General features: G+C 70.1%; 20 protein-coding genes. 12 read left to right on the forward strand and 8 right to left on the reverse strand.

Annotation, left to right across the window (positions count from 1 at the left end):
* The first annotated feature begins 103 nt into the window (after positions 1–103).
* A complete protein-coding gene (locus ACX80L_RS08670; protein ID WP_459289048.1) occupies positions 104–766 on the forward strand; it encodes an SGNH/GDSL hydrolase family protein in 663 nt (220 codons plus the stop codon).
* Here the strand turns inward: ACX80L_RS08670 and ACX80L_RS08675 are convergent.
* Positions 741–1,505, reverse strand: coding sequence for a hypothetical protein (locus tag ACX80L_RS08675; RefSeq protein ID WP_459289050.1), 765 nt, complete (start codon positions 1,503–1,505; stop codon positions 741–743). The genes ACX80L_RS08670 and ACX80L_RS08675 overlap by 26 nt on opposite strands.
* Before the next feature lie 380 nt (positions 1,506–1,885).
* Between ACX80L_RS08675 and ACX80L_RS08680 the strand changes: the two genes are divergently transcribed.
* From ACX80L_RS08680 to ACX80L_RS08705, 6 genes are all read left to right on the forward strand, one after another.
* Positions 1,886–2,947 carry an amidohydrolase gene (locus ACX80L_RS08680; protein WP_459289052.1) on the forward strand — a complete coding sequence of 354 codons (1,062 nt, stop codon included), beginning with the start codon at positions 1,886–1,888 and terminating at the stop codon, positions 2,945–2,947.
* A gap of 49 nt (positions 2,948–2,996) precedes the next feature.
* Positions 2,997–3,335: an MmcQ/YjbR family DNA-binding protein gene (locus tag ACX80L_RS08685; protein WP_133080229.1), complete on the forward strand. Its 339-nt coding sequence runs from the start codon at positions 2,997–2,999 to the stop codon at positions 3,333–3,335.
* A gap of 362 nt (positions 3,336–3,697) precedes the next feature.
* Positions 3,698–5,161, forward strand: a complete 1,464-nt coding sequence (locus tag ACX80L_RS08690) for a hypothetical protein (RefSeq protein WP_459289054.1) — start codon at positions 3,698–3,700, stop codon at positions 5,159–5,161.
* Between the two features lie 49 nt (positions 5,162–5,210).
* A complete protein-coding gene (gene pelF / locus ACX80L_RS08695; RefSeq protein ID WP_459289056.1) occupies positions 5,211–6,905 on the forward strand; it encodes a GT4 family glycosyltransferase PelF in 1,695 nt (564 codons plus the stop codon).
* Entirely contained in the window at positions 6,902–7,978 is a 1,077-nt protein-coding gene (locus ACX80L_RS08700) for a putative glycoside hydrolase (protein ID WP_459289058.1), read from the forward strand. Before pelF ends, ACX80L_RS08700 begins: the two co-directional genes overlap by 4 nt.
* Before the next feature lie 111 nt (positions 7,979–8,089).
* Positions 8,090–9,544, forward strand: a complete 1,455-nt coding sequence (locus ACX80L_RS08705) for a hypothetical protein (RefSeq protein ID WP_459289060.1) — start codon at positions 8,090–8,092, stop codon at positions 9,542–9,544.
* On the opposite strand, the gene ACX80L_RS08710 is transcribed toward ACX80L_RS08705, so the two are convergent.
* Complete coding sequence (locus tag ACX80L_RS08710; RefSeq protein ID WP_459289062.1) at positions 9,510–10,523, reverse strand: acyl-CoA thioesterase; 1,014 nt, start codon at positions 10,521–10,523, stop codon at positions 9,510–9,512. The two genes, ACX80L_RS08705 and ACX80L_RS08710, sit on opposite strands and share 35 nt — an antisense overlap.
* Positions 10,524–10,690: 167 nt before the next feature.
* The gene (locus ACX80L_RS08715) at positions 10,691–11,266 is read right to left on the reverse strand and encodes a TetR family transcriptional regulator (protein ID WP_208739384.1); all 576 of its coding nucleotides are present in this window, start codon (positions 11,264–11,266) and stop codon (positions 10,691–10,693) included.
* 98 nt (positions 11,267–11,364) lie between these two features.
* Between ACX80L_RS08715 and ACX80L_RS08720 the strand changes: the two genes are divergently transcribed.
* Positions 11,365–12,408: an NAD(P)-dependent alcohol dehydrogenase gene (locus ACX80L_RS08720; RefSeq protein ID WP_459289064.1), complete on the forward strand. Its 1,044-nt coding sequence runs from the start codon at positions 11,365–11,367 to the stop codon at positions 12,406–12,408.
* On the opposite strand, the gene ACX80L_RS08725 is transcribed toward ACX80L_RS08720, so the two are convergent.
* The 5 genes from ACX80L_RS08725 to ACX80L_RS08745 form a co-directional block, all read right to left on the reverse strand.
* The gene (locus ACX80L_RS08725; RefSeq protein ID WP_459289066.1) at positions 12,403–13,449 is read right to left on the reverse strand and encodes an alcohol dehydrogenase catalytic domain-containing protein; all 1,047 of its coding nucleotides are present in this window, start codon (positions 13,447–13,449) and stop codon (positions 12,403–12,405) included. The two genes, ACX80L_RS08720 and ACX80L_RS08725, sit on opposite strands and share 6 nt — an antisense overlap.
* A gap of 53 nt (positions 13,450–13,502) precedes the next feature.
* Positions 13,503–15,128, reverse strand: coding sequence for a BCCT family transporter (locus ACX80L_RS08730; protein ID WP_459289068.1), 1,626 nt, complete (start codon positions 15,126–15,128; stop codon positions 13,503–13,505).
* 321 nt (positions 15,129–15,449) lie between these two features.
* Entirely contained in the window at positions 15,450–16,652 is a 1,203-nt protein-coding gene (locus ACX80L_RS08735) for an MFS transporter (RefSeq protein ID WP_459289070.1), read from the reverse strand.
* A gap of 158 nt (positions 16,653–16,810) precedes the next feature.
* Positions 16,811–17,158 carry a hypothetical protein gene (locus tag ACX80L_RS08740; protein ID WP_459289072.1) on the reverse strand — a complete coding sequence of 116 codons (348 nt, stop codon included), beginning with the start codon at positions 17,156–17,158 and terminating at the stop codon, positions 16,811–16,813.
* A 120-nt stretch (positions 17,159–17,278) separates the two neighbouring features.
* A complete protein-coding gene (locus tag ACX80L_RS08745; protein ID WP_459289074.1) occupies positions 17,279–18,199 on the reverse strand; it encodes an AEC family transporter in 921 nt (306 codons plus the stop codon).
* A gap of 278 nt (positions 18,200–18,477) precedes the next feature.
* On the opposite strand from ACX80L_RS08745, the gene ACX80L_RS08750 reads away from it, so the two are divergent.
* The 4 genes from ACX80L_RS08750 to ACX80L_RS08765 all read left to right on the forward strand — a co-directional run bounded on the left by ACX80L_RS08750 (position 18,478) and on the right by ACX80L_RS08765 (position 23,753).
* Positions 18,478–19,752, forward strand: a complete 1,275-nt coding sequence (locus tag ACX80L_RS08750; protein WP_244185959.1) for an Nramp family divalent metal transporter — start codon at positions 18,478–18,480, stop codon at positions 19,750–19,752.
* Between the two features lie 32 nt (positions 19,753–19,784).
* Entirely contained in the window at positions 19,785–20,126 is a 342-nt protein-coding gene (locus tag ACX80L_RS08755; protein WP_208739535.1) for a thiamine-binding protein, read from the forward strand.
* Positions 20,127–20,427: 301 nt separating this feature from the next.
* The gene (locus ACX80L_RS08760) at positions 20,428–22,716 is read left to right on the forward strand and encodes a C1 family peptidase (protein WP_459289076.1); all 2,289 of its coding nucleotides are present in this window, start codon (positions 20,428–20,430) and stop codon (positions 22,714–22,716) included.
* Positions 22,713–23,753 (forward strand): hypothetical protein, encoded by a 1,041-nt coding sequence (locus ACX80L_RS08765; protein ID WP_459289078.1) that lies wholly within the window; start codon positions 22,713–22,715, stop codon positions 23,751–23,753. The genes ACX80L_RS08760 and ACX80L_RS08765 overlap by 4 nt, the downstream gene beginning before the upstream one ends.
* The last annotated feature ends 6 nt before the right edge of the window (positions 23,754–23,759 follow it).

Below are 23,759 nucleotides of genomic sequence, written 5' to 3' on the forward strand. Positions count from 1 at the left end.
AACCTGCCTACTCCATCTTGCCCTTCGATGCCACCGACGCGCGCAGTGGTGGCACCGGAGGCCCGAGGGCGACGATGAAGCAACCGATCTATCAGGAGGCCGCATGGCACACGTGGTGCTGCTCGGGGATTCGATCTTCGACAACGGGCGGTACGTCGATGGTGGCCCCGACGTCGTCGAGCAGGTGCGGGCCGTCCTGCCGGAGGACTGGAGGGCCACCCTGCTGGCGGTCGACGGCGAAGTCACCTCCGGCGTCCCGCGCCAGCTGCGTTCGCTACCGCCGGACGCCACCCATCTGGTGGTCAGCGTGGGTGGCAACGACGCCCTCGGCTACCAGCATCTGCTGCAGCGGCCCGTGCGCGGTGTCGCCGATGCGCTGCTCGCCTTCTCCGGGGCGCAGGATGACTTCGCACGGGACTACGAGGCGATGATCGACGCCGTCGCATCGGTGGGCCTGCCCCTGGCCGTGTGCACGATCTACGACACGCCGTCCTCCGAACCCGGCCACGCGGTGATCCGCACCGCCCTGGCGTTCTTCAACGACTGCATCACGAGGTCGGCCTTCGCCCGGGGTGTGTCCGTCGTGGACCTCCGGCTGGTGTGCGACGACGACGGCGACTACGCCAACCCGATCGAGCCCTCCGTCCAGGGCGGCGGGAAGATCGCGGCGGCCATCTCCGCGTTCCTCCTGCCCGACCCCGGCGTGCGGCGTTCGGCGGTCATCGCCCGGGGTGGCCTGGCTACCCGGCAGGGCGCAGCGATGTGATCATGGCCCGGATGTCCTGGTACTCCTCCGTCTCCATGTAGGCGTGCGGGGTGTCGACGTGCTGGGGCTGCCCGGGGTGCACCTCGAAGGGGTCGTAGACACCGCCGAACGCTGCTCCCGACGGAGGCCACGTGAAGAAGTGCGAGATCGGGCACGCCGTCGGACCGGTCGGCTCCGGCGCTGCTGTGATGCCGTAGGCCAGCACGGAGGCGGCCATCGGGTCGGGAACGGCGGGATCGGTGCGCCCCTCGAACACGAACCGCGGCGCCCCCGAGCCCGCGTCGAGGGCAGGGAGCACCTCCGCATCGAGCAGCGCGTAGGGCAGTTCCGCCGGGCACACGGCACCCGTGAGGAGGTTCGTCTGCAGGGTCGCGAGATGCCGCCCGCCGGCATCGCCGACGACGACCGCCACGCCCTCGGGCGGGGCTTCCGGAACGGCGGCAACGGTCCAGTCCGCCGGGTGGTCGAAGGACAGGCTCCCGTCCGTCGTCGTGTACGTGGTCCAGTCCCCGTCGAGGGCGGGCTCGGTCGGTTCGACGGAGGGGGAGGCGGACGGTTCGGCGGACGGTTCGGCGGACGGTGTGGGATCGGGGGACCCGGTGTCGGACGCCGGCTGCGCCTCCTGGGTGTCCGGGGCTGCGGCGTCGGAGCCGGCCTCGGGGGTGCCGCAGGAGGAGAGGACGAACGCGAGGCACAGCGCCCCTGCGGACAGTAGTGCCGGAGTTGCTGAGCGACCCATGATTACTCCTTCGTAGGTGGGTGGATCGCTCTATCCTGAGCCCGGCGCCCGTACCGGAACAGGGGTGCAACCGAACCGTGGCCGGGGACGGGCGATCGTGTCCGAACCGTGTGCGCGTCGTGATGCCGCAGTGACCGTCGGGCCCGGTGCCGGGTCGTCGACGCCGCGGACAGTGCGTAGGGTCGGACCATGCAGCCCGAGAAGATCACAGCGCTCCGCCGCCGGTTCCATGCCCACGCCGAGCCCGGTTTCCTCGAGTACCGGACGGCGTCCGTGATCCTGGCGGAGCTCGCGGCGAGGGGCGTGCCGGCCACCACGGGGGCCGGGGCGATCGACGTCGGGCGCATCGCCGTGCCACCCACCCCGACCGAGAAGGACGAGTGGGGACGGCGCGCGGTCGCTGCCGGGGCTCCGGCCGCCGACGTCGCGTACTCCAGGAACATGGCACGGCGATCATCGCGGAGCTCGAGGGGAACCGCGACGGCCCCACCTGGGGTCTGCGGGTGGACATCGATGCCCTGCCGGTGGACGAGGAGACGGCCGCCGACCACGCGCCCGTCGCCGGCGGCTACCGCTCCACGACCCCCTTCATGCACGCGTGCGGCCACGACGGCCATGCCGCCATCGGGATCGCACTCGCCGACCGCCTGCGCGACGGGAACTTCCCCGGACGGGTCCGGATCCTCTTCCAGCCCGCCGAGGAGGGCGTCCGCGGCGCCCAGCCGATGATCGACGCCGGCGTCACCCGCGGGGTGGACCGCATGCTCGCCGTGCACCTCGGTGGAGATCTGCCCACGGGGACGGTGGTCGGCGGCGTCACGGACGCGATGGCGACCACCAAGTGGCGGGCCACGTTCGAGGGTGAGGCGGCACATGCGGCAGCCTCGCCGGAGAAGGGGCGGCACGCGCTCGCCGCCGCGGCGCAGGCCACCCTCGCGATCCTCGGTCTTCCTCGCTTCGCGGAAGCCGACACGCGCGTCAACGTCGGCACCTTCCACGCGGACGGGAGCGCCAACATCATCCCCGCCCTCGCGACGATCACCTACGAGACCCGCTCGACGTCGAACGCCGTCCTCGACGACCTCGACCGCCGCGCCGAAGCCGCCGTGCAGGGCGCGGCCGGCATGTACGGCGTGACCGCGACCACGAAGGCCTACGGCAGGGCAGCGGTGTCGCTGCCGGACGACGCACTGCTCGACGACGTCGGGCGTGCGGCCCGGGGTGTTCCCGCCATCCCGGCCTACACGCCCAGCGGCGCCTCCGGAGGCGGCAGCGACGACGCCCACCTGCTCATCCGCGAGGTGCAGGAGTCCGGCGGACTCGGCACCTACATCTTCGTCGGCGCGTCCAATCCCGCCCCGCACCACCACCGCCGGTTCGACATCGACGAGGACGCCCTCGTGATCGCCGTCGACCTGCTCGAGGCCCTCTTCCGGGGCTGACGCCGCCGAGACTCTGGACCGCATGGGCCGGCAGTGCCAAGGTGGGTCCATGGTCAGCGAAGACGATGTGCGGTCCGTGTGCCTCGCCCTGCCCGGGACCTCGGAGAGGCTGAGCTGGAGCCGGCCGGCCTGGTTCGCCCGCGCCCTCTTCGCCCGCATGTGGGACGACACGGTGCTGACGGTGAAGACGGAGGAACGCCCGGCGCTGCTCGCCACCGCGCCGGAGATCTTCTTCCTCCATCCGCACCACGAACGGTACGAGGGACTCGTCCTCGTCCGCCTCGATCCCCTCGATCCCGGCGAACTGTCGGAGCTGCTCGCCGAGTCGTACCGGATCGCGAACGGACGCCGAGCCGGCCAGAACGAGCCCGATCCGGTGCGGAAGTGAAATAAGTCACCTTCCGGTAGAGGTGTTCCTTCGCAGCCCCCGCGCCATCACGGGCGAGCAGGTGTTTTCCGTCGTGATCTGCGAGTACTTCGGACCCTTTTCCACGTAGCCGGGTGCCCGAACGGCCACGGCCTGCGTAGGGAGTCACGTGGGTCGTACTCGTGAAGCAGTCGCGGTCCGGCCGATAGCTTGACAACGGTGCTCGCTGGTGATGCCGGCGACGACGCATCCATCCCGTCCGGATGGGCGTACGACCGGGACTGCTCCACGCAGGCGCCCCGCATCCGTCTCACACCTGTCTCACTCACGTCTCACACGAGGCCGTCATCCCGTCCTGCGCGGCGGGCGGCCCAGGGGAAACCATGACCTCTCTGCAGTCCCTCCTTCAGGACTCCTTTGCCCGACGCCGCACGATGGTCATCATCGTCGCGCTCCTCCTGACGGCCCTCGTGCCGATGGCCGACACCATCCTCCCTGCGGGCTGGTCCTACGCCCTGCTGGCCGCCGGCGTCCTGCTGGTCATGGTCACCCTGCTCCTGCTCGCGCGACCCGGCGCCGCCGGCTCCGGCAGCGACCGGGTGGCGGCCGACAGCGGGGCACGGCCGGGCGCCGGCCTCCTGCTGTACCTGGCTCCGGTCATCCTCCTGAACCTGGTGTACCCGCTCGTCAGCCCGGCGATGGCCGCGGTCGAGGTGGGCGGCGTGCAGCTCACCCTCGTGGTGCTGGCCTCCTCCATCACCGTCCCGTGGCTCGCGCAGGCCGCCTGCCTTCCCGCCTACCGCGCGATCGGCGACCTGATGGCGGAACGCGACATGGCGGCCATCACCCGCCGCTTCTGCACCACCTGGCCGGCGATGTTCGTCCAGGCCGTGCCGCTCGTGGTGGTCTTCGCCGTCCCGCTCTGGCTCGCGACGCGCTGGTCCTTCTCGGCCCTGGCCACCTACGCGGCCCTCTGCGCCCTCCACCTCCTCTTCGTCCAGTCCCTCATCCTCGCCAACGTCGGCGACCGGCGCGGACTCTGGGCCATCGCCTGGCTCGCCTACGCCGCGGCACTCTTCGCGGCGCCCACCGTCTGGTGGCTGCCGCCGCTGCTCGGAGCGCTCACGCAGATCGCCGCCATGGGACGGGGACTCGCGTCCATCAGCCTCACCCAGCGCCTCGGTGCCCGCGACTTCTCGACGGACCTCGTCCGCGGACTCCTGCTCGGCGCCGTCCTGTGGGCCGACAAGTTCGTCCTGTTCCTCGTCACGGGCGGGGATTTCCAGGTGGTGATCGTCTTCCTCGCGATGCTGCCCGCCGTCATCGCCTACAACTACTACTTCGTGAACCTCGCTCCACGTGTGGACGAGGCCGTCGCGACCCTCCACCGGACCATCGCCGAGGAACCGCTCACCGTCCTCGCCCTGAGGTCCAAGCGGCTGAGCCGCACGGTGGACCGCGCCATCCTGAGCACGGGCGCCGTCGGCATGGTGCTCACACTCGTCATCTCGCTGCTCCTCGAGGGCATCCAGCCCGTGAGCGTGCTCCTGGCCGTCACCGTCGGAGTCGCATCCTGGGCGTTCATGATCCTGACGCTCCTCAGCTACGAACTGGACTACATCGGCGAGAAGGCCCTTCCGCAGGTCCTGGGCGGCATCCACCTGGCACTCTGCGTGGGAGCCTTCCTGCTGGTCGGGGCGACGCAGAGCTCCGCCGGCGCGGCCCTCGCATACGGTGCGCTCGTGGTGGCGGACCTCGCGCTCGTCGCCGTCGCCTGGGTGCTGTACAAGCGGCACTGGGCCCAGCCCGAGTACACGCTGTTCTGGCGCCACGCCACGTCCTGGTAACCGTCCCCGCCACGCCTCCCTCCACCAGCCCAGCCCACAAGGAAGAGCCATGTACGTGTTCAAGACCCCGAAGGCCCGTCGCGCAGCACTCGAGCAGTCCCCGGCCGTGATCCCTCCGGCCCTGGCTGCAGGGCAGGTCCACTACGAGGACGTGGACGTGGCGATCGTCATGGAGTCCACCTACCCCTACCTCAAGGGTGGTGTCTCGGCCGTGGTCCACGACATCGTCACGCACAACCCGGACCTCACGTACGGCATCATCCACATCACGTGGGACTCGGCTTCGCCCCAGGACGATCTCTACGGAATGCCGGACAACGTGGCCTGGGTGCGCCCCGTCTACCTGAGCATGCAGGAGCACCGGCACGACTTCATGGCGGTGTCCTCCAAGGATCTCGGGATGGGGCCGGCTGAGCGCGCGGAGCTCGCGGACCGCCTGTTCGACGCCCTGTACGCGCTGTCCGAGGGGCGCGAGGTGGAGCCGCTCTGGCAGCTGATCGACGAGGGCTTCAACCCTCGCACCCGCACCTATCCGCTGTGGGCCCTGCTGGGGACGAGGGAGTTCATGGAGGCGCTCTCCGTGCGGATGCCGCAGCTGGACCTGTCCCTCGCCGACTCGTTCTGGACCCTGCGGAACTTCCTCTCGCTCGCCTTCGCCATCCTCGGCGAGACCATGCCGAAGGCGCGCGTCTACCACGCACACACCACGGGCTACGCCTCCCTCCTGGGGGCGGCGGCCGCCCGGGACCACGGGACGTCGTTCCTGCTGACGGAACACAACCTCTACGTGCGCGACACCGTGAACACCCTGCTGGACCGCAACATGGCGCTGTCCATCACCTCGGAGGACTACCGGACCTTCGACGTCACCCCGGAGCAGCGCGCATGGATGGCGTGGTGGACCGAGATGGGGCACTTCTGCTACCCGAGTGCCAGCCTCATCACCTACCTCTACCCCACGGCCATCACGGAGGCGGCACGTCTCGGGACCGACATCGACAAGTCCGTCGTGGTGCCCAACGCCATGGTCATCGAGGAGTTCGAGCAGAAGTACCGGGCACGGCTCGCCGCCCAGCAGCACCTGGTCCAGAATGCAGCCACCCACACCTGGAAGCTCGTCTACATCGCCCGCGTGGTGCCGATCAAGGGCCTCCTCGACCTCCTCTCGAGCATGGACATCCTGCGCCGCGGCGGCTTCCCGAACCTCCACCTGGACGTCCTGGGCCCCACGGAACACGTGCCCGAGTACTATGAGGCCTGCCTCGCGAAGATCAAGAGCCTCGGCCTCGAGGACCACGTCACCGTCCACGGGACCGTCAACGTGCGGGACATGCTCGACCAGTTCGACCTCCTCGTGCTGCCGAGCTACAACGAGGGCCAGCCCATCGTGGTGCTCGAGGCCATGGCCGCGGGGATCCCCACGGTGGGCACGGACGTCGGCGGGATGCGGCAGCTCATCGGCGAGCAGCTCCGGACCGGGGACGGCCGGTCCGTCGGTGCCTGCGGTGAACTGGTGAACGCCGGTGACGTGCAGCAGATGGCGGACAGCATCCGGACGGTGATCGGCGACACCGCGCTCTACGGCGAGTACGCGGACAACGCGCGCATCCGCGTCCAGGAGTTCTTTCAGATGCACGAGATCATGTCCTCCTACAACGAGATCTACCGGACCGTCGGGGACATCACGGACATGCGCAACCTGACGCCGGCGGATCTCGCGGACCTCAGCAGGGCAGGCTCATGACCGGGGTCGGTGCGTGGATCCGGTACGGCGAGCCGATCCTGCCCGGGCAACTCGAGTTCGCGGCGGAGCACTACAGGGTGGCGATCCTCCAGCCGTGGGAGAGGACGGCGGCCGAGGAGCTCAAACGGCTCCGCCCCGACATGACGGTGCTCTGCTACAAGTGCCTGTCCTCGGTGCGCAGTTACGAGCCCGGCCCGGTCTACACCTCGGGCGTCTCCTTCGCCGAGGCGGAGGAGGACGGCGGCTGGTTCGCCACGCGGCTCGACGGCTCCCGCATCGAGTGGGAGCGGTATCCGGGCCACTGGCAGATGCGTGTGTGGGACTCCGCGTACCAGCGCCGATGGGTGGACAACGTGGTCGAGGAGCTCCGCGATTCACCGTTCGACGGCGTGATGGCGGACAACGACGTGTTCGAGGACTACTACGGCCTCCAGCTGCCGATCGAGGGCGCTGCGGACATGCTCGCGATCCGGTCCGCGCTGGGTGAGCTCGTGAGCGCCGCGGGGACGGCGTTGAACGGGGTGGGGAAGATCCTCGTGCCGAACATCGCCGAGTCGCGCCGCGAGGCCGGGCGCTGGGCCTCCCATGCCGCGTACGGCGGAGGCTTCGAGGAGGTCTGGCTCGGCTACAGTCCCGTGCACCTGTTCGATCCGGTCACCGCCGAGGCGCAGCTTCCACAGGCGGCCGGACCGGGGCTGTCCATCCTCCGGGTCCCCACCGACGGCGACGACCGCCACCCCAATTTCACCTACGGCCTCTCCGCGTTCTGGATCTTCGGGGAGGGCCGCGGAGCCTACTCCGCCACGGCCCACGACGACTACAGCCGCACCCAGCACGCTCCCGAACTCGACTGGCAGCTCGGCGCCCCACGGACCGGACCGCAGGGCAGGAACCACGCCTGGTGGCGTGAGTTCGAGGGGGGCTTCGCAGCGGTGAACTTCAACCGGGACGGCAGGCGGCGCCGCAAGGTGCGGATACCGGCGGGTCTCGTCGACTCCGAGGGCCGACCCGCGCCACGTTCGGTCGTGCTCCAGCCGCACCGAGGGGTCCTCTTCCGGCGTCCCGCACGATGACGGGCAGCCCCGCGCACTGAGGGGCGGTCCTTTCGGCAGGTTCTCCTCAGGATTGCGTCCAGTAGGGCTTTCCGCCTGTCCGGCGGTCGCCGGCTCGCCCATCATGTGGGTATGAAACTGAATGCCGCTGGGGCAACCTTCGTTTCCGCGGCACTCGCTGCCGTCTTCGCCGTCTGCTCGCTCGCCACGCCCGCGAGTGCCGGCAGCCTGACCACGAGTTCCGGGCAGCAGCTGCCCGCGTACCTGCAGGGCTACCGGCAGGGCCAGCTGCTCTGCCCCGGGGCCGCACTCACGGGCAAGGTCTCCGTGGCGATCGTCGATCCCATGATGGCCACGACGGACGCCCCCGGGGATTGCACCCTCTCCGACATGAAGGCCGCCAACCCGGGAACCACCTTCCTCGCCTACCTGAACATCGGCGCCATGAGGGACTTCGAGTCCTGGAACGGTGTCTTCCAGAACTCGTGCGCGGACACCGCGACGGCGGCGGGCCGCCAGTTCGCCGTCACCACCTCCAACACGAAGGTGGCACGGAGCGAGGACGGCTTCGCCGGCTACCCGGACTTCCCGTACCTGACGGTGGCGAACCTGTCGCCGACCTACGCCGACGCCTGCGCGGCCACGGCGCGCAGGATCCTGAACACCGACGCCCAGCGCGGGACGACGAATGCCGCTCCCGCCCGGTTCGACGGCTTCTTCCTCGACGACGCCTCGATGTCCCCCTCCCACGGCCAGGACATGGTCGATGTCGGGCAATGGGGCCCCTGGGCCGACGACGACGCCTACGGCCGCGCGCTGATCGCCGCGGTCAAACGGTTCGACGCCACCCTGACCCGCACGATGGGCCGCGACATCCCCGTCGCCGTGAACCTCGGCGTCTACCCGGCATGGAGCAACCAGGTGAACCTCGCCAAGGAACTGGCCGCCACGCGCACCGTCGACTTCGCGCTCCGGGAGCATGTGGTGGCCAACGGCACGGGCCGTCCGCTGCCGCTGGTCGACCTCGAGCAGGCGAGCACGGCGTACCAGGCCATCACCGCGGCCGGCATGCCGGTGGTGGAGCACGACTACTCGGTGCCGCTGCGCGAACTGCCCACGACCGCGTACGGCCAGGGCAAGGACATCGGCAGCTCGGCCCCGTGCCTGCGCGACGGTTTCGGGACGAGGGCGGCCGTGGTCTCGGCAGGGAAGACCCGGCGGACGCTCGACCACCGCATGACGCTCGGGCACCTGCTCCAGACCCGCACCGCGGCCGCCCGCCCGATGACCGTGACCCTCTCGCAGGCAGAGTCCACCTGCCAGGACAACGCCTGGGACGACGACGCGAACTTCGAGACGGTCACCACGGCGTCGGTCACCGCGGGCGACACACAGGTCACGGCCCTCACGAAGGCCGTCACATCGGGCGCCTACGCCACCGCCGCACCGCTGAAGTACTCCGGCGTCACCGTGGTACGGCTGTCCAGCGGCAGCGTCGTCGCAGTGAACACCACGACCGTCACGCGCTCCGTGACGGCCTACGGCAAGACGCTCAGCGTCCCGGCGCGGTCCGCGACGATCGGCTGACACCGGGCTCGGCGCCCGGATCCTGCCGCAGGTGCGTGGGCAGGATGCTCCCGGGCGCCCGGCTGCGGATCAGCAGCAGGTTCCGGGCGTGCTCGTGCAGCCGGCGGTCCTCGTCCGAACGCGGCACCCAGACAGGCACGGGCACGGCCGTGCCCTCGTCGTCGCGCGCCACCATGACCGTGAGGCAGGTGGTGGTGAGCGCCATCTCCCGCGACCTCGGGCTGCCGGACCGCACGTGGACCGCGACGTGCATGCCCTTGTGCCCGGTGTAGACCAGGCGCGCCTCCACCTCGACGACGTCGCCGATCCGCAGGGGCTTGAGGAACCGCACACCGCCGGAGAAGACGGCCACCGTGTCCAGTCCGCAGTACCGCGTGGAGCAGACGTAGGCGGCCTCGTCGATCCAGTCCATGACGGTGCCGCCGTGGACCTTCCCGCCCCAGTTGACGTCGGTGGGTGCTGCGAGGAACCGGAGGACCGTACGTTCCGCGGTGCCGGCATCCGTGTACTCCTGGCGGCGCATCTCCTCGACGATCGCCTTCCGTACCTCGATGCGCGCGACGGCATGGTCGCTGTCCAGCCGCTCGGCGTCCGTGCGGGGCTCGAAAGCGGGGACGGGCACGGGCTTGCCGTCGGGCCCGACCGCGACGAAGATCACGAGGCACTCGCTGCGCTGCCCGCCGTCGTCGCCCGACACGGAACCGGACGAGACCACCGTGCGGATGTGCATCGAGGACGTCCCGGTGTGCACGATCGTGGCCTCGACCTCCACCAGGTCGCCGACCGCCACCGGGTCGGCGAAGTGGATGTTCCCCACGTACGCGGTGACGCAGTAGGTCTTCGCCCAGCCGACGGCGGCGGCGTAGGCGGCTTTGTCCACCCATTCGAGGACGGTGCCGGCGTCCACCGAGCCGCTGTGTCCGAGGTCGGTGGGGGAGGCGAGGAACCGGAGGGTGACGGAATTCGCCGCGGTCTCCATGCCGGCCACCTACGCCCGCTGCCAGGCGGGTACGAGCTCCTCGAAGCGGCCCCGCTTCCGGTGGGCGGGCGGGTGGTCGGGCTGCCCGAGGACGGCGTCCACGGCGGGGGAGGGAGCATTCATGACCCAGTATCACCACGCGCGACCTCCAACCGGAAGCCCGGGCGCTATGCGTCGGGCGTGATGAGGCGTCGGACGGCGAGCGAGATCAGGTGCCGGCGGCGCTCGTGCTGTTCCTCGTCGTCGTCGGGAGAGGCGGCGACCGTGGTGCTCACCGGCGACCACGCCATGGACAGCGCGATCACCAGGGAGAACAGCTCGGCGGGTGGGATCCCCGGGTCCACGAGACCCTTCGCCTGGGCCGCGGCGATCGATGCGAACTTCGCCTGGTCGAGCGTGCCGATCTCGGGTCCGAGCCCGCCGAAGGGGGCGCGCTCGAGCCGGGTCCAGACGGCGAGCTTCACGACGAGGGGATGCGCCAGGTAGTCGTCGTACAGGCGCACCGCATAGCCGGGCAGGTCCTCGCCGTCGATGGGGACGGCGTCCACGATCGCACGGAGGCGCTCGCTCAGCACCGCGCTGAACAGCTGCTCCTTGTTGCCGAAGTAGGCGTACAGCTGCGCCTTGTTGGCCTGTGCCAGGCGGGCGATGCGGTCGATGCGCGCTCCGGCTATGCCGTAGTGCGCGAATTCCTCGGTGGCCGCTTCGAGGATCCGCTTCTTGGTCGCGTCGCTGTTTCCCATCCCTCCAGCATATTCCAACCAGTTGGTTTCTTTTTCTTCCGCACGGGAGTAGTCTGGGCCGAAAGTAACCAGGCAGTTGGAAAAGTGGAGGAGCACCCATGCGGCAGGTCAGTGGTTTCGCATCGCACCAGGGGTCGGACGGCGTCACTCCGTGGGACTTCGAGCGGAGGGACCTGCGTCCGGACGACATCCGCGTGGCGATCGACTACTGCGGTGTCTGCCACAGCGACCTCGACGCGATCGCGTCGGCGGCGCAGGGTGAGGACCGGCTCGTCCCCGGCCACGAGTTCACCGGCAGGGTGGCGGCCGTGGGCTCCGCCGCCACGCGCTTCGCCGTCGGTGACCGCGTCGCCGTCGGCAACATCGTCGATTCCTGCGGTCACTGTGCAGCCTGCCGGGCGCACCAGGAGAACTACTGCCACGACTTCCCGACCCTCACCTACGGTGGTCGCGACCGGCACGACGGCAGCCGGACGCAGGGCGGGTGGTCAGGGGAGTACGTGGTCCGCGAGGACTTCGCCTATTCCGTGCCACCGGGGCTCGATGCCGCGGCCGTCGCCCCGCTCATGTGCGCGGGGATCACGGTGTGGGAACCACTGCGGCGCTGGCAGGTGGGCCCGGGCAGCACCGTGGGCGTCGTGGGCGTCGGCGGCCTCGGGCACCTCGCGGTCAAGCTCGCCAAGGCGCTCGGCGCGCACGTCGCCGTCTTCACCACGTCCCCCGCCAAGGCCGACGCCGCCTACGCGCTCGGAGCCGATGACGTCGTGCTCTCCACCGACGCCGCTGCGATGGCTGCGCGGACCGACTCCTACGACCTCGTGCTGGACACGGCGTCGGCGCCCCACGACCTGACGCCCTACCTCCGTGTGCTGTCCATGGACGGCACGCTGTGCGTCCTGGGGATCGCCGAGCGCCTGGACTTCGATCCGATGGCCCTGCTGATCGGGCGGAAGAGCCTTGCATCGGCGGGCAGCGGCGGCACCGCGGCCACGCAGGACCTGCTCGACTTCTGCGGCGAGCACGGCATCACCGCCGACGTCGAGGTGCTTCCGGTGGGCAGGATCGACGAGGCGCTGGACCGGCTGCGCCGCAACGACGTGCGCTACCGCTTCGTGCTCGATCTCGGCGCCGCGGCATCATGAGCCCGTGTCGATGACGGTGATCCCGCCCGCCGAGCGGTCACCGGCCATGGCCACGAGGGCGTCCGGCACCTCCGCGAGGGAGATGGTCCGCTCGATGAGGTCCTGCGGACGGAGGCGCCCGGTGGTCACGAGGTCCAGCAGCCCGGGGTAGTCCCGGGCCGGCATGCCGTGACTGCCCAGGACGGAGAGCTCCCCGCCGATGACCGCGGCCATGGGCACCACCGGGTCCGAGGGGAACAGGCCGATCTGCACATGCCGTCCGCGGGGCCGCAGGGAGAGGATCCCCAGGGCGGCGGTCTCCTCGCGTCCCAGCGCATCCACGGACACGTCGATGCCCGAGGACGGTGCGGCCTCGCGGACGGCCGCGAGGGCCTCCGTCCGTGACAGCGCGCTCGAGTCGAGCGTCCGGGCCGCACCGAACCGCGCTGCGCGCGCCAGCGCCGCGTCGTCGACGTCCACGGCGATCACCTGCGCGCCGAGTGCCGCGCCGATCATCACGGCGCTCAGTCCCACGCCGCCGCAGCCCACCACGAGGAGCGTCTCCCCGGCCTGGAGGTGCGCCTGGTGCACGAGTCCGCGGTAGGACGTCGCGAACCGGCAGCCGAGCAGGGCTGCCGCCCCTGCGTCGAGGGACGCCGGCACGGCGATGAGGTTGGTGTCGGCGTCGTGCAGGGCCACGAGGTCCGCGAACGACCCCCAGTGCGTGAAGCCCGGCTGCGTCTGGTTGCGGCACACCTGGCCGTCGCCGGACAGGCACTCGGGGCAGGCGCCGCACGCGCACACGAAGGGCGTCGTCACGCGGTCCCCGACGGAGAACCGGCGCACATCCCCGCCCACTGCCGTGATGGTGCCCACCAGTTCGTGGCCGGGGACGTGCGGGAGGGTGATACCGGCGTCGTGCCCGAGCCAGCCGTGCACGTCGCTGCGGCACAGGCCGGTCGCCTCGACGCGGACGACGACGCCGCGTGGGGACGGAGCGGGTTCGGGGACGTCCCGGAGGACGGGACGGGCGGAGAACCCGTCGAAGCAGACAGCGCGCATCGCACCATTCTGCCCCGGGAGTTCCCCGCCCGGCACATCACCCTGAGGGCGCGTCAGGAGTTCGGCTGGACCGCCCTGCGCGCGGCGCGCGATCCGGTGCGCCGCGCGCCGGTCACGAGCGGGTCCTTCGACAGGTCCATCATGAGCGCCACGCAGAGCCCGATCATCACGAGGAGGAACGGGGCGGCGGCGATGATGGTCAGCGTCTGCAGGGCCTCGAGGCTGCCCACGGACAGCAGGACGGCGGCCACTCCTCCGGTCAGTGCGCCCCACAGGATGGTGAGCCATTTGCGCGGGACGGCTGCGCCGAACGAGGACAGCGAGCCGAGCACGATCGAGGAGGCGTCGGCACCCGAGATGAAGAACACGGCCACGAGGACCACCACGAGGATGGACGTCACCGACGCCAGCGGATACTCCGCGAGGAGCGCGAACATCGCCGATTCCTGGCTCTCCGCGTTCGCCGCGGCGATGTCCACGCCGTTGTCCTGCAGGTTGAGGGCCGATCCGCCCCACACGCCGAACCAGAGGACGCTGATGACGCTGGGGACGGCGACGACGCCGATGATGAACTCTCGGATGGTGCGACCCCTCGAGATCTTCGCGAGGAACGAACCGACGAAGGGCGTCCAGGACACCCACCACGCCCAGTAGAAGATGGTCCATGCCGCCAGCCATGCGTGGCCGCCGAAAGCGCCGGTACGGGACGCCATCTGCGGCAGGCCGATGAGGTAGTTGCCGCCCGACGCCGGGATGAGTTCGAGGATGAAGACCGTGGGGCCGACGACGAACAGGAAGAACAGCAGCGCCAGCGCCAGGACCATGTTGCCGTTCGAGAGCCACTTGATGCCGCGGCTGACGCCGCTGACCGCGGAGATGATGAAGCAGACGGTGAGAACCGCGATGAGGGTGATCTGCAGGGGCAGGCTGCTGCCCACACCGAAGACCTCCGTGAGGCCGCCGTTGATCTGCAGCACGCCGAGCCCGAGGGACGTGGCCGAGCCGAAGAGGGTCGCGAAGATCGCGAAGACGTCGATGGCGCGCAGGGCCTTGGGCGTGGGACGGCCGCGGAAGAGGGCCGTGAAGGCGCCGCTGAAACCGGTTCCCCGGCCCTTGCGGAAGGCCGAGTAGGCGAGCGCCAGACCGACCACGGCGTAGATGGCCCACGGGTGGATGGCCCAGTGGAACAGGGTGTAGTTCATGGCCTGCCGGGCCGCTTCCGGCGTTCCCGGCGCGATGCCGTCGACAGGAGGGGTGAGGTAGTGGGAGATGGGCTCGGTGACGCCGTAGAACATGAGGCCGATGCCCATGCCGGCGCTGAACATCATCGCGATCCAGGACGCCCTGGAGTACTCCGGCTTCTCGCCGTCCTTGCCGAGGGGGATGCGCCCGTACTTGCTGAAGGCGAGGAAGAGCGCGAAGACCACGAAGCCGGTGGCCGTGAGCACGAAGGCCCAGCCGAAGTTCGCCACGAGTCCGTTCAGCACGGAGGTGGTGATGTCCGAGAACGCCGTGGGGAAGAGCACGGCCACGAGCATCAGCAGGATGACGATCGAGAGCGAGACGAAGAGGACCGGCCTGTCCAGCGCAGCCTTCGCGGGGGCCTCTCCGGGAGGAGCCTCGAAGGGCGTGTCCTCACTGGGCGGTGATCCGTGGATGGGCTCGGTGGAATTAGACATACGGCTTAGGGTACGCGGGTGGCGGCGGCGGGGTCCGGTGGGGAGCGGGCCCGAATGGTCCTTGCACAGACGCCTCGCGGAGGGCCGGGCCGTCGGCGGTGCGCGCCGGGGGAGGAGCGCGGCCGGCCACCCCGGGTGCCGCTGCTTCGCCGTCATTCCGCCGATCGAAGCCCGGCGGGCGGACGGCCGGGGCATCGGCCGCGGCTCACCCCCGGGGCGCGGAGCCACGGCCCGCGGCGAGTCCCGAGGAGGCCCTGCCGGAGCCGCCCGGATGTGACGAAGCACCCATCGACGGGAGCCGTCCGATGCCGTAGGACGGGCTCAGGCGGCGCGCAGGCGGTGCCGTTCCCTGCGGTCCTTCACGGTGTCCGTCGCGAGGCTGAGTCCCAGCCCCACGGCGACCAGGGCGATCAGCACGAACGGGAGGACCTCCAGGCCCGCTCCGTCGAGCAGGAGTCCGCCGAGGAGCGCACCGCCGCCGATGCCCACGTTGAACGCCGTCGTCTGCAGGGCGGCCGCGAGGTCGCGTGTCCGGAAGGATGCCGTACGCAGCATACGGGTCTGCAGCATGGCAGGGATGGCGCCGAAGGCCGCGCCCCAGACGATCACGGCCACCAGCACCACCACGGTGTTGGTGGTGGCGAGGGCCAGCGCGAGGACGGCGGCCATGACCACCAGGACGACGCCGACGAAGGCCTTCCGGGGGAAACGGTCGGCGGCGTAGCCGGCGCCGACGAGTCCGATGATGCCCGCTCCGCCGTACAGGAAGAGGACGAGCGCGACCGAGCCGGGCTCGAAGGACGAGACATCGGTCAGCCAGGGCGCGATGTACGTGTAGAACGTGTTCTGCCCGGTCAGCAGGATCAGGATGACGGTGCACAGCAGGATCACCGCGCGGAAACTGGGGTCCCGGCGCAGCGGCACTCGCTCCTCGCCGGGTGTGCGCTCGCCGTGGTGGTCCACCGGTGGCAGGAATTTCACGATCACGAGGGCCAGGACGGCGACGACCACCCCGATGATCGTGAAGGCGGTGCGCCAGCCGAGGGCGTTGCCGATCGCCGTTCCCACCGGAACACCGAGCACGAAGGCCGCGGTTCCGCCGCCCGCGGTGATGGCCACGGCCTTGCCGAGCTGGTGGGCCGGGACGAGGTGCGCGGAGTACGCGGCGACCACGGCCCAGAAGAGCCCGTGGGCCAGGCCGCCGAGGATGCGCGCCGCGACCAGGACACCGTAGGTCGGCGCGACCGCGGCGAGGACGTTCGCGAGGGCGATTACGAGGAGGACGACGACGATCAGCGACTTGCGCGAGTACCGCTGGGTGATGGCGGCGAGGGGGGTGGTGGCGACCACGACGGTCCCCGCGAAGATCGTGACGAGGAATCCGGCGGTGGAGAGGCTGACATCGAGGTCCCGCGCCATGGCGGGCAGCAGGCCCGTGGGCAGGAATTCACTGGTCACGGACACGAAGATCGCGCCCGCGAGGGAGAGCAGTCCGACATAGGGGAACGGCGCGGTGGTCTTCACCGGCGGGGAGGAAACAGACAAGGGGAACCAATCATGGGAGATCCGGAGGTCGGGCCCCGGCTGCTCCGTTGAAAACCGAAGGGCTTACTTCAGTCAAGACGAGAATGATCCTTGACCCCTGTCGCAACGCCGATGGCGCGCGCGGCATTCCTTCGGCGTCACTGCCGTTCGGCGTCGTACCAGGACCGGCCGGGGGCGGCGCCGGCGGAGATACCGCCTTCCTGCCGGGCGGCGGTATCCGATCCGGTGTGCCCGTCGCCCGACGGTGCCTCGTCCCCCTCGGCCTGGTGCGGCACGAGCGTCAGGCGGGGACCGGCCTCGCGGTCGTCGAGTTCCTCGGTGAGCTCGTCCTTGCGGGACGCCGTCTCGGCGTCGATCTCGCCGTCCGCGGCGAACTCGTGCTCGATCTCCCGGTGGACCTTGCTGTTCAGGATCTCGACGTCCTCGGTCCGGAGCCGGCCGAGGTCGGGCGGAAAGGGCTCGTCCGGTGAGATCCTGCTGTCCATGCCCATCCCGTCCGTCGGCCGGAGGGGGAACGGCGACCTTTGAATGGTAGGGCCGGGACGTGCGCCGGACAAGCTCCGGTACCGGGTTCCCGCTCCGCACCCGACCCCGGAGCCCGTCGTTCAGGCGAGGAGGGCGGCGACGACGACGAGGGCCGGGATCGCGAGCACCGAGGACAGCAGCACGGAATCGCGGGCCAGTGTCATGCCGCGGTCGTAGCGGCTCGCGAACATGAACACGTTCTGTGCCGTGGGCAGTGCGGCCACGACGACGGCGCCGAGCAGCCTCTCGCCGTCGAGCCCGAAGAGGAAGTGGGCGATCAGGTAGGTGGCGGCCGGCATGACGGCGCTCTTCAACGCCGTGGCCGTGAGGACCTGCAGTCGGTCCGGGCTGGGCCGGAGCGGTCGGCTGCCGGGCAGTGACATGCCGAACGAGATCAGCACCATCGGGACGGCCGCCCCGCCGATCAGGGCGAGGGAGTCCCAGACGGGAGCGGGCGGCCCCCAGCCGGTCGCGGACACCGCGACGCCCAGCAGCGACGCGATGATCATGGGATTCCGGAACGGCTGAGTCAGCACCGCGCGCACCGAGGGCTTCCGGCTCGAGGTGAGGTCGAGGATCGTCAGGTAGAGGGGAGCCAGCACCAGGAGCTGGACGAGGAGCACCGGGGCGATCAGCGTCGCGTCGCCGAGGGCGTAGACGGTGATGGGGATGCCGATGTTGTTCGCGTTCACGTACGAGCTCGCCATGGCGCCGATCGCCGTCTCGGCAGCGGGCCGGCGGAAGAGGAACCTGCTGATCAGGACGTAGAGGACGGCGATCGCGAGCGAGGAGACGAGCGCGATCGGCATGTACTCGGAGAACACCGATCCGAGATCCGCGTCGGCCAGGACGGTGAAGAGCAGGGCCGGGTTGGTCACGAAGAACGCCACCTGGTTCAGGGCGAAACCGGCCTGGGGCCCGCCGAGGACCAGCCGTGCGGCGATGTAGCCGACGAGGATCACGGCACCCACGACGGCGAATCCGCCCAGCACTCCCAGCATGCGTCCTCCTCCCGCGCCGTCGGCATTCCCGCACGGCGCCCCTTAAGAACCTAGTGCGTCCACCGTCGGACAGCGGACGCACGAGGCCCTGCGAGCCGCAGGTTACGGCGTCCGGCGGGGTTCCGGGTCGGGAGCGAACCCGGTCAGGGCCGGCTCCTGGAGCAGCCGTCGACGCTCGACGCCGTCCGGCCGTCGCGCTGTCCGGCACCGGGCCCGGAACTGCTCAGGGCCCTTGCTAAGCTTCCGACGGGATCATTCCGACTTCGAGGGAGCAGGCAGTGGCTGAGAGTGCACGGGCGGACGTCGACGGTCTCGAGAAACCGAAATGGCGGATCGTCGGGCCCGGACTGCTGGCAGCGGCGACCGGCGTCGGCGCGGGCGACCTCGTCGCCACGCTGATCGCGGGCAGCCAGTACGGGTACGCGCTCCTGTGGGCGGCGGTGATCGGCTGCGTTCTCAAGATCATCCTCGTCGAGGGCGTCGGCCGCTGGTACCTCGCCACGGGCAAGACCATCTTCCAGGGGTGGCGGACCCTCGGCGTCTGGACCAGCTGGTACTTCGGCCCGTACATCGTCATTTGGGGCTTCGTGTACGGCGCGACGGCGATGAGCTCCACCGCGTTGCCCCTGCAGGCACTCTTCCCTGCGGTCCCGCTGAACGTCTTCGCGGTGGCGTCGGGCCTGATCGGCCTGGCCCTGGTGTGGTTCGGCCGGTACGGGCTCTTCGAGAAGATCATGACGGTGATGATCGCCATCATGTTCATCTCGGTGGTCGGTTCCGCCGTCCTCGCCCTGCCGAACATCCCGGCGATGCTCACCGGACTGGTGCCCACCCTGCCCGCGGGCTCCGTCTTCTACGTCCTGGGGCTGGCCGGCGGCGTCGGAGGCACCATCACCCTTGCCGCCTACGGCTACTGGCTGCGGGAGAAAGGGTGGAACCGGCCCAGGTGGATGAACGTCATGCGGGTGGACAACACCGTGGCCTACACGGTGACCGGGATCTTCGTGGTCTGCATGCTCATCCTGGGCGCCGAGCTCCTCTACACCGCCAACATCTCGCTCCAGACCGGCGACCGCGGCCTGCTCGACATGGGCGAGGTACTCGAGGACCGCTACGGCGTCGTCTGGGCGAAGGTCTTCCTCATCGGTTTCTGGGCGTCGTCGTTCTCCTCGCTGCTGGGCGTCTGGCACGGCGTCAGCCTCATGTTCGCCGACTTCTGGGCCAACTTCCGCAAGAAGGCCGACGACCTCTCCGACGACGACGCTCCCGGCGCCACCAGCAAGCCGGCCCGTGCCTACATGCTGTGGCTGACGGTCCCGCCGATGCTGCTGCTGCTCATCGGACGCCCCTTCTTCCTGATCCTGCTCTACGGGGTCCTCGGCTCCCTCTTCATGCCGTTCCTCGCCATCACGCTGCTCGTCCTGCTGAACAGCACCCGTCTCGCCAAGCAGTGGCGGAACAAGTGGCTGTCGAACGTGTTCCTCGCCATCACGACCGTCGTGTTCCTCGTCCTCGGCGCGAACGAACTCGTCAAGGCGGTCGCCGGAGGCTGACCTCCGGCGGGGGCGCGTGCCAGACTGGGACCATGCTCGTAGCCTTCAGCGTCGCCCCGTCCGGTTCCTCCGACCTCTCCCGCGAGAACCCCGACGGGTCGGTGCACGACGCCGTGGCCGCCGCTGTCGCCGTCGTCCGCGAATCGGGTCTGCCGAACTCCACCGACTCCATGTTCACCACCATCGAGGGCGAGTGGGACGAGGTGATGGCCGTGGTGAAGAACGCCACCGAGGCCGTGGGCCGCTACGGCAGCCGCGTATCGCTCGTCCTGAAGGCGGACATCCGGCCGGGGTGGACGGGCGAGCTGACGGGGAAGGTCGAGCGCCTCGAGGCGGCACTCGCCGAGCAGGAGCAGTTCGAGGGCCATTCCTGACGCCTGGCGGGTCCCGCCACCGATCCCCGCGCAGAACCGAACCGGGACCCCGGCGTCCTCACCTCCGGGACCTTCGTCGCGACTCACCCGCGTGAAGTCGCGGCTCACCCGCGTGTAGGGGGCTCGTCCAGGCCGTGCTGCAGAGTCCGCTGGACTGGCATCCCCGGTCCACCGCGTGCACCGACCCCGCAGGCACCGCCTCCGGTCGGACGGCCGGTAACGGGGTAGTAACAGAGGTGGTGATACTCCTTCGTCATGCGGTGGCCCGCAGGCAGGCCGCCCGAGGAGATGGAGGCCCGCGGTGCTGAAAACGCTGCCAGCCGGAGTGGTCGAGTTCAACGGGGCCACCTTCCGGGCGAACGTCATGCCCGATGTCTTCGATGCGAGGGACCTCGAGTACCGGCCACGGCTTGCTCCGTTGCCCGCCGTGCTCGACCGGCGACCCCCGGGCACGCTCGTCCTGAAGCAGGAGGGTAATTCCTGCACGGGGCACGCCCTCGCAGCGATGATCAACACGGTGGTGACGGCGAAGGACGCCCCCGACGGGGTGAGCCCCTACATGCTCTACCGGATGGCGCGGCGCTATGACGAGTTCGACGGCGAATCAGACGAGGGATCCTCACTCAGGGGAGCCTTGAAGGGCTGGTTCTACCACGGGGTGCTGCCCGCCGCGGACTGGCCGGGGCTCCTGGACGACCCCGATCTGGACGGCGATCCCGTCCTCAGCGACAAGGCGTTCGCCCGTCCGCTCGGCGCCTTCTACCGCGTCCACGCCCACCGGCTCGACGACATGCAGTCCGCGATCAACGAACTGAACGTCATCGTCGCCTCGGCGCTGATCCATACCGGCTGGATCCAGCCGACCGGGGTGGCGAAGCCGGGGAGGTCGGACGTGCACCTGATCGAGCGGACACCGGGGGCCGGCCAGCTCGGCGGCCACGCCTTCGTGATCGTCGGTTACAACGACATCGGGTTCCTCGTGCAGAACAGCTGGGGGACCGAGTGGGGCTCCGGTGGCTTCGCGACGCTGCCCTACGACGACTGGCTGGACTCCGCCTACGATGCCTGGGTCGCCCGGCCCGGGGTACCCGCCGTCATCCGGACCAGGGACCGCACGAAGACGGTCGAGGGGACCTCCGGCGCACTCGTCCGCGGAGCCGGACCGGACCTCGTGCGGCTCTCCCGCCACGTGGTGAACCTCGGGAACGACGGGAAGCTCTCTGATACGGGTCGTTTCACCAGCAGCCCCCGGCAGCTCGACCGGATCATGCAGCGCATGGACGAGTACCACCGCTTCTGGCAGGAGAGCGATCCGGCGGGAGGACGGCCCGTGCGGCGCGTGGTCCTGTACGCACACGGCGGTCTCGTCGACGAGCGCTCGGGACTGGCGGGTGCGCAGGCCCAGCTGAACTGGTGGCTGAACAACCAGGTGTACCCCATCAGCTTCGCGTGGCAGAGCGGCCCCGTGGAGACCATGATCAACCGGCTGGACGACCTCATCCGCGGCAAACTCCCGTTCGGCAGTATCGGGTTCGACCTCATCGAGCAGGCCGATCGTTTCGTCGAGAAGTTCACCCGCGCGAACCTGCGGTGGATGTGGGCCAAGATGAAGGAGAACGCGGCAGCCGCGTCGCGCCCCCTGCCACCGGAGGGGGCCGAACGCGGAGCGGCCGGCGACGAACAGGCAGGGCTCCCCGGTGCCTCCCTCCTGGTCCGGCGCCTCGCCGACTACGCCAGGGCGACCGGTGGCGACGACCTCGAGGTCCACCTCGTGGGGCACAGTGCGGGTTCCATCTTCACCGCGAACCTGCTGCCCAGGCTCCAGGACGAGGGCGTGCCCGTCGCGTCCCTGACCTGGCTCGCTCCGGCGATCCGCCTCGACGAGTTCGACCGGGCGGTACTGCCGCACCTGGTGTCGGGACACGTCCGCAGACTCGCCTCCTTCGGCCTGGGCGACCACCAGGAGATGAACGACGTCGTCGGCACGGGGAGTGTCAGCATCTACCAGAAGTCGCTGCTCGTGCTCGTCTCGCACGCCCTGGAGAGCGGCGCAGACAGCCGGAGCGGTGGGGAGGTGCCGCTGTTCGGCATGGAGCGTTTCCTGACCAGCCCCCTCCAGGGCTCCACCCTGGCCGACATCCTGCCGACGCTGCCCGCGGAGCTGGTGTTCTCTCCCAGCGAGGGACCGGCGGCCGCCCATTGCGCGGCGACGACCCACGGAGGATTCGACAACGACGCCGCGACGATGACGTCGGTCCTGCTCCGGATCCTCGGTCGTCAGGACGTGGCCGAGCGCACCCGGTTCGAACCGCACACGCCGTTGCTCGATCCCGCCCCCGCGATGGGCCGGCGGCCGGAAGCATCCCTCTCCGCACCTGCTCGCGTTGTCGTCGTCGAGCACGCGGGAACGGTCCCGGTCACGCGAATGGCCGCACCCCAGCCCGACCACGTGAGCGTACCTGCCTCGAACGGTGTACTGCCCGAGGAGCACTTGGCGCCGATGACCAGCAGCCCCGTCATGGATGCCCTCACCCGCGACGGGTGGGCTGCAGCACCCGCTCACCCGCGAAACGATGCGCCACCACGATGAGCTCGCGCCAGGCACCTGCACAGCTTCCGTTCGGCCGGCCGACCAACTCCACGTGGCGTGAGCACACGGTCGCCAGTGCGGCCCAGGTCCGCACCCTCGCTGCCTGGCTGACGAAGATCGACCCGCCGACTGCAGGCAATCCCGCATCGGGCGCCGGGAACGCCGTCCTGGATGCTGCGATCGCCGGTCACCTCGACGAGGCGATCAGGATCGCCGCGAACCGATCACCGATACTTCAGGTCTCCTACAACGGCGCCAGGGTCGAGCGCGCGCTGAGCCACCTCGAAGCCGCGCAGGTCGCCCTCCTGCGACGGGCACCCGTCTGGTTCGTGCAGTCCGAACTGCCGAACCTCCAGGCGCACGCACGCCAGCACCTGCCGCCCACCGATCCCCAACGGGCGGTCATCGAGCGGGCCGCCAGGACATCACCCCAGGCGGCGGCCCTGGACGAGGCCACCCGCATGGCGGTGGTGTCCGCCTACCGGGCGGCGTGCTTCGAGGCGCGCCAGGAGTTCTCCCGTGTACGGAGCTTCCGGAACATCCTCCTGATGAGTGCCCTCGTCCTCACCGTCCTGGCTGTGGTGCTCGCGGCTGCGGGCTGGTTCCGCCCGGAGGAATTGCGCCTGTGTTTCGGGGCGCCCGACCAGGTGGCCTGCCCCACCGGATCCGAGGCGCGTCCCTGGGACATGCTGTTCATCGAGTCCTTCGGCCTCATCGCTGCGGCGGTATCAAGCTCCGCGGCACTACGCCACGTACGGGGGACCTCGACGCCCTACGGGCTGCCCCTCGCGCTCGCGGTCCTGAAGCTGCCGGCCGGAGCACTGACAGCGGTGCTCGGCCTGCAGCTGATGCGCGGCGGGTTCGTGCCGGGCCTGAGCGCGCTCGACACCCCCGCTCAGATCGTCGCCTGGGCGATCGTGTTCGGAGCTGCTCAGCAACTCTTCACGGGCCTGGTGGATCGCCAGGCCCAGACCGTCCTCGACGACGTCGGTGGGAAGGACGGCGCGAAGGACGGTGGGAAGGCGGCGGGTGCGTGAGGTGGG

The organism is Arthrobacter sp. MDT1-48-3, from assembly GCF_054511015.1.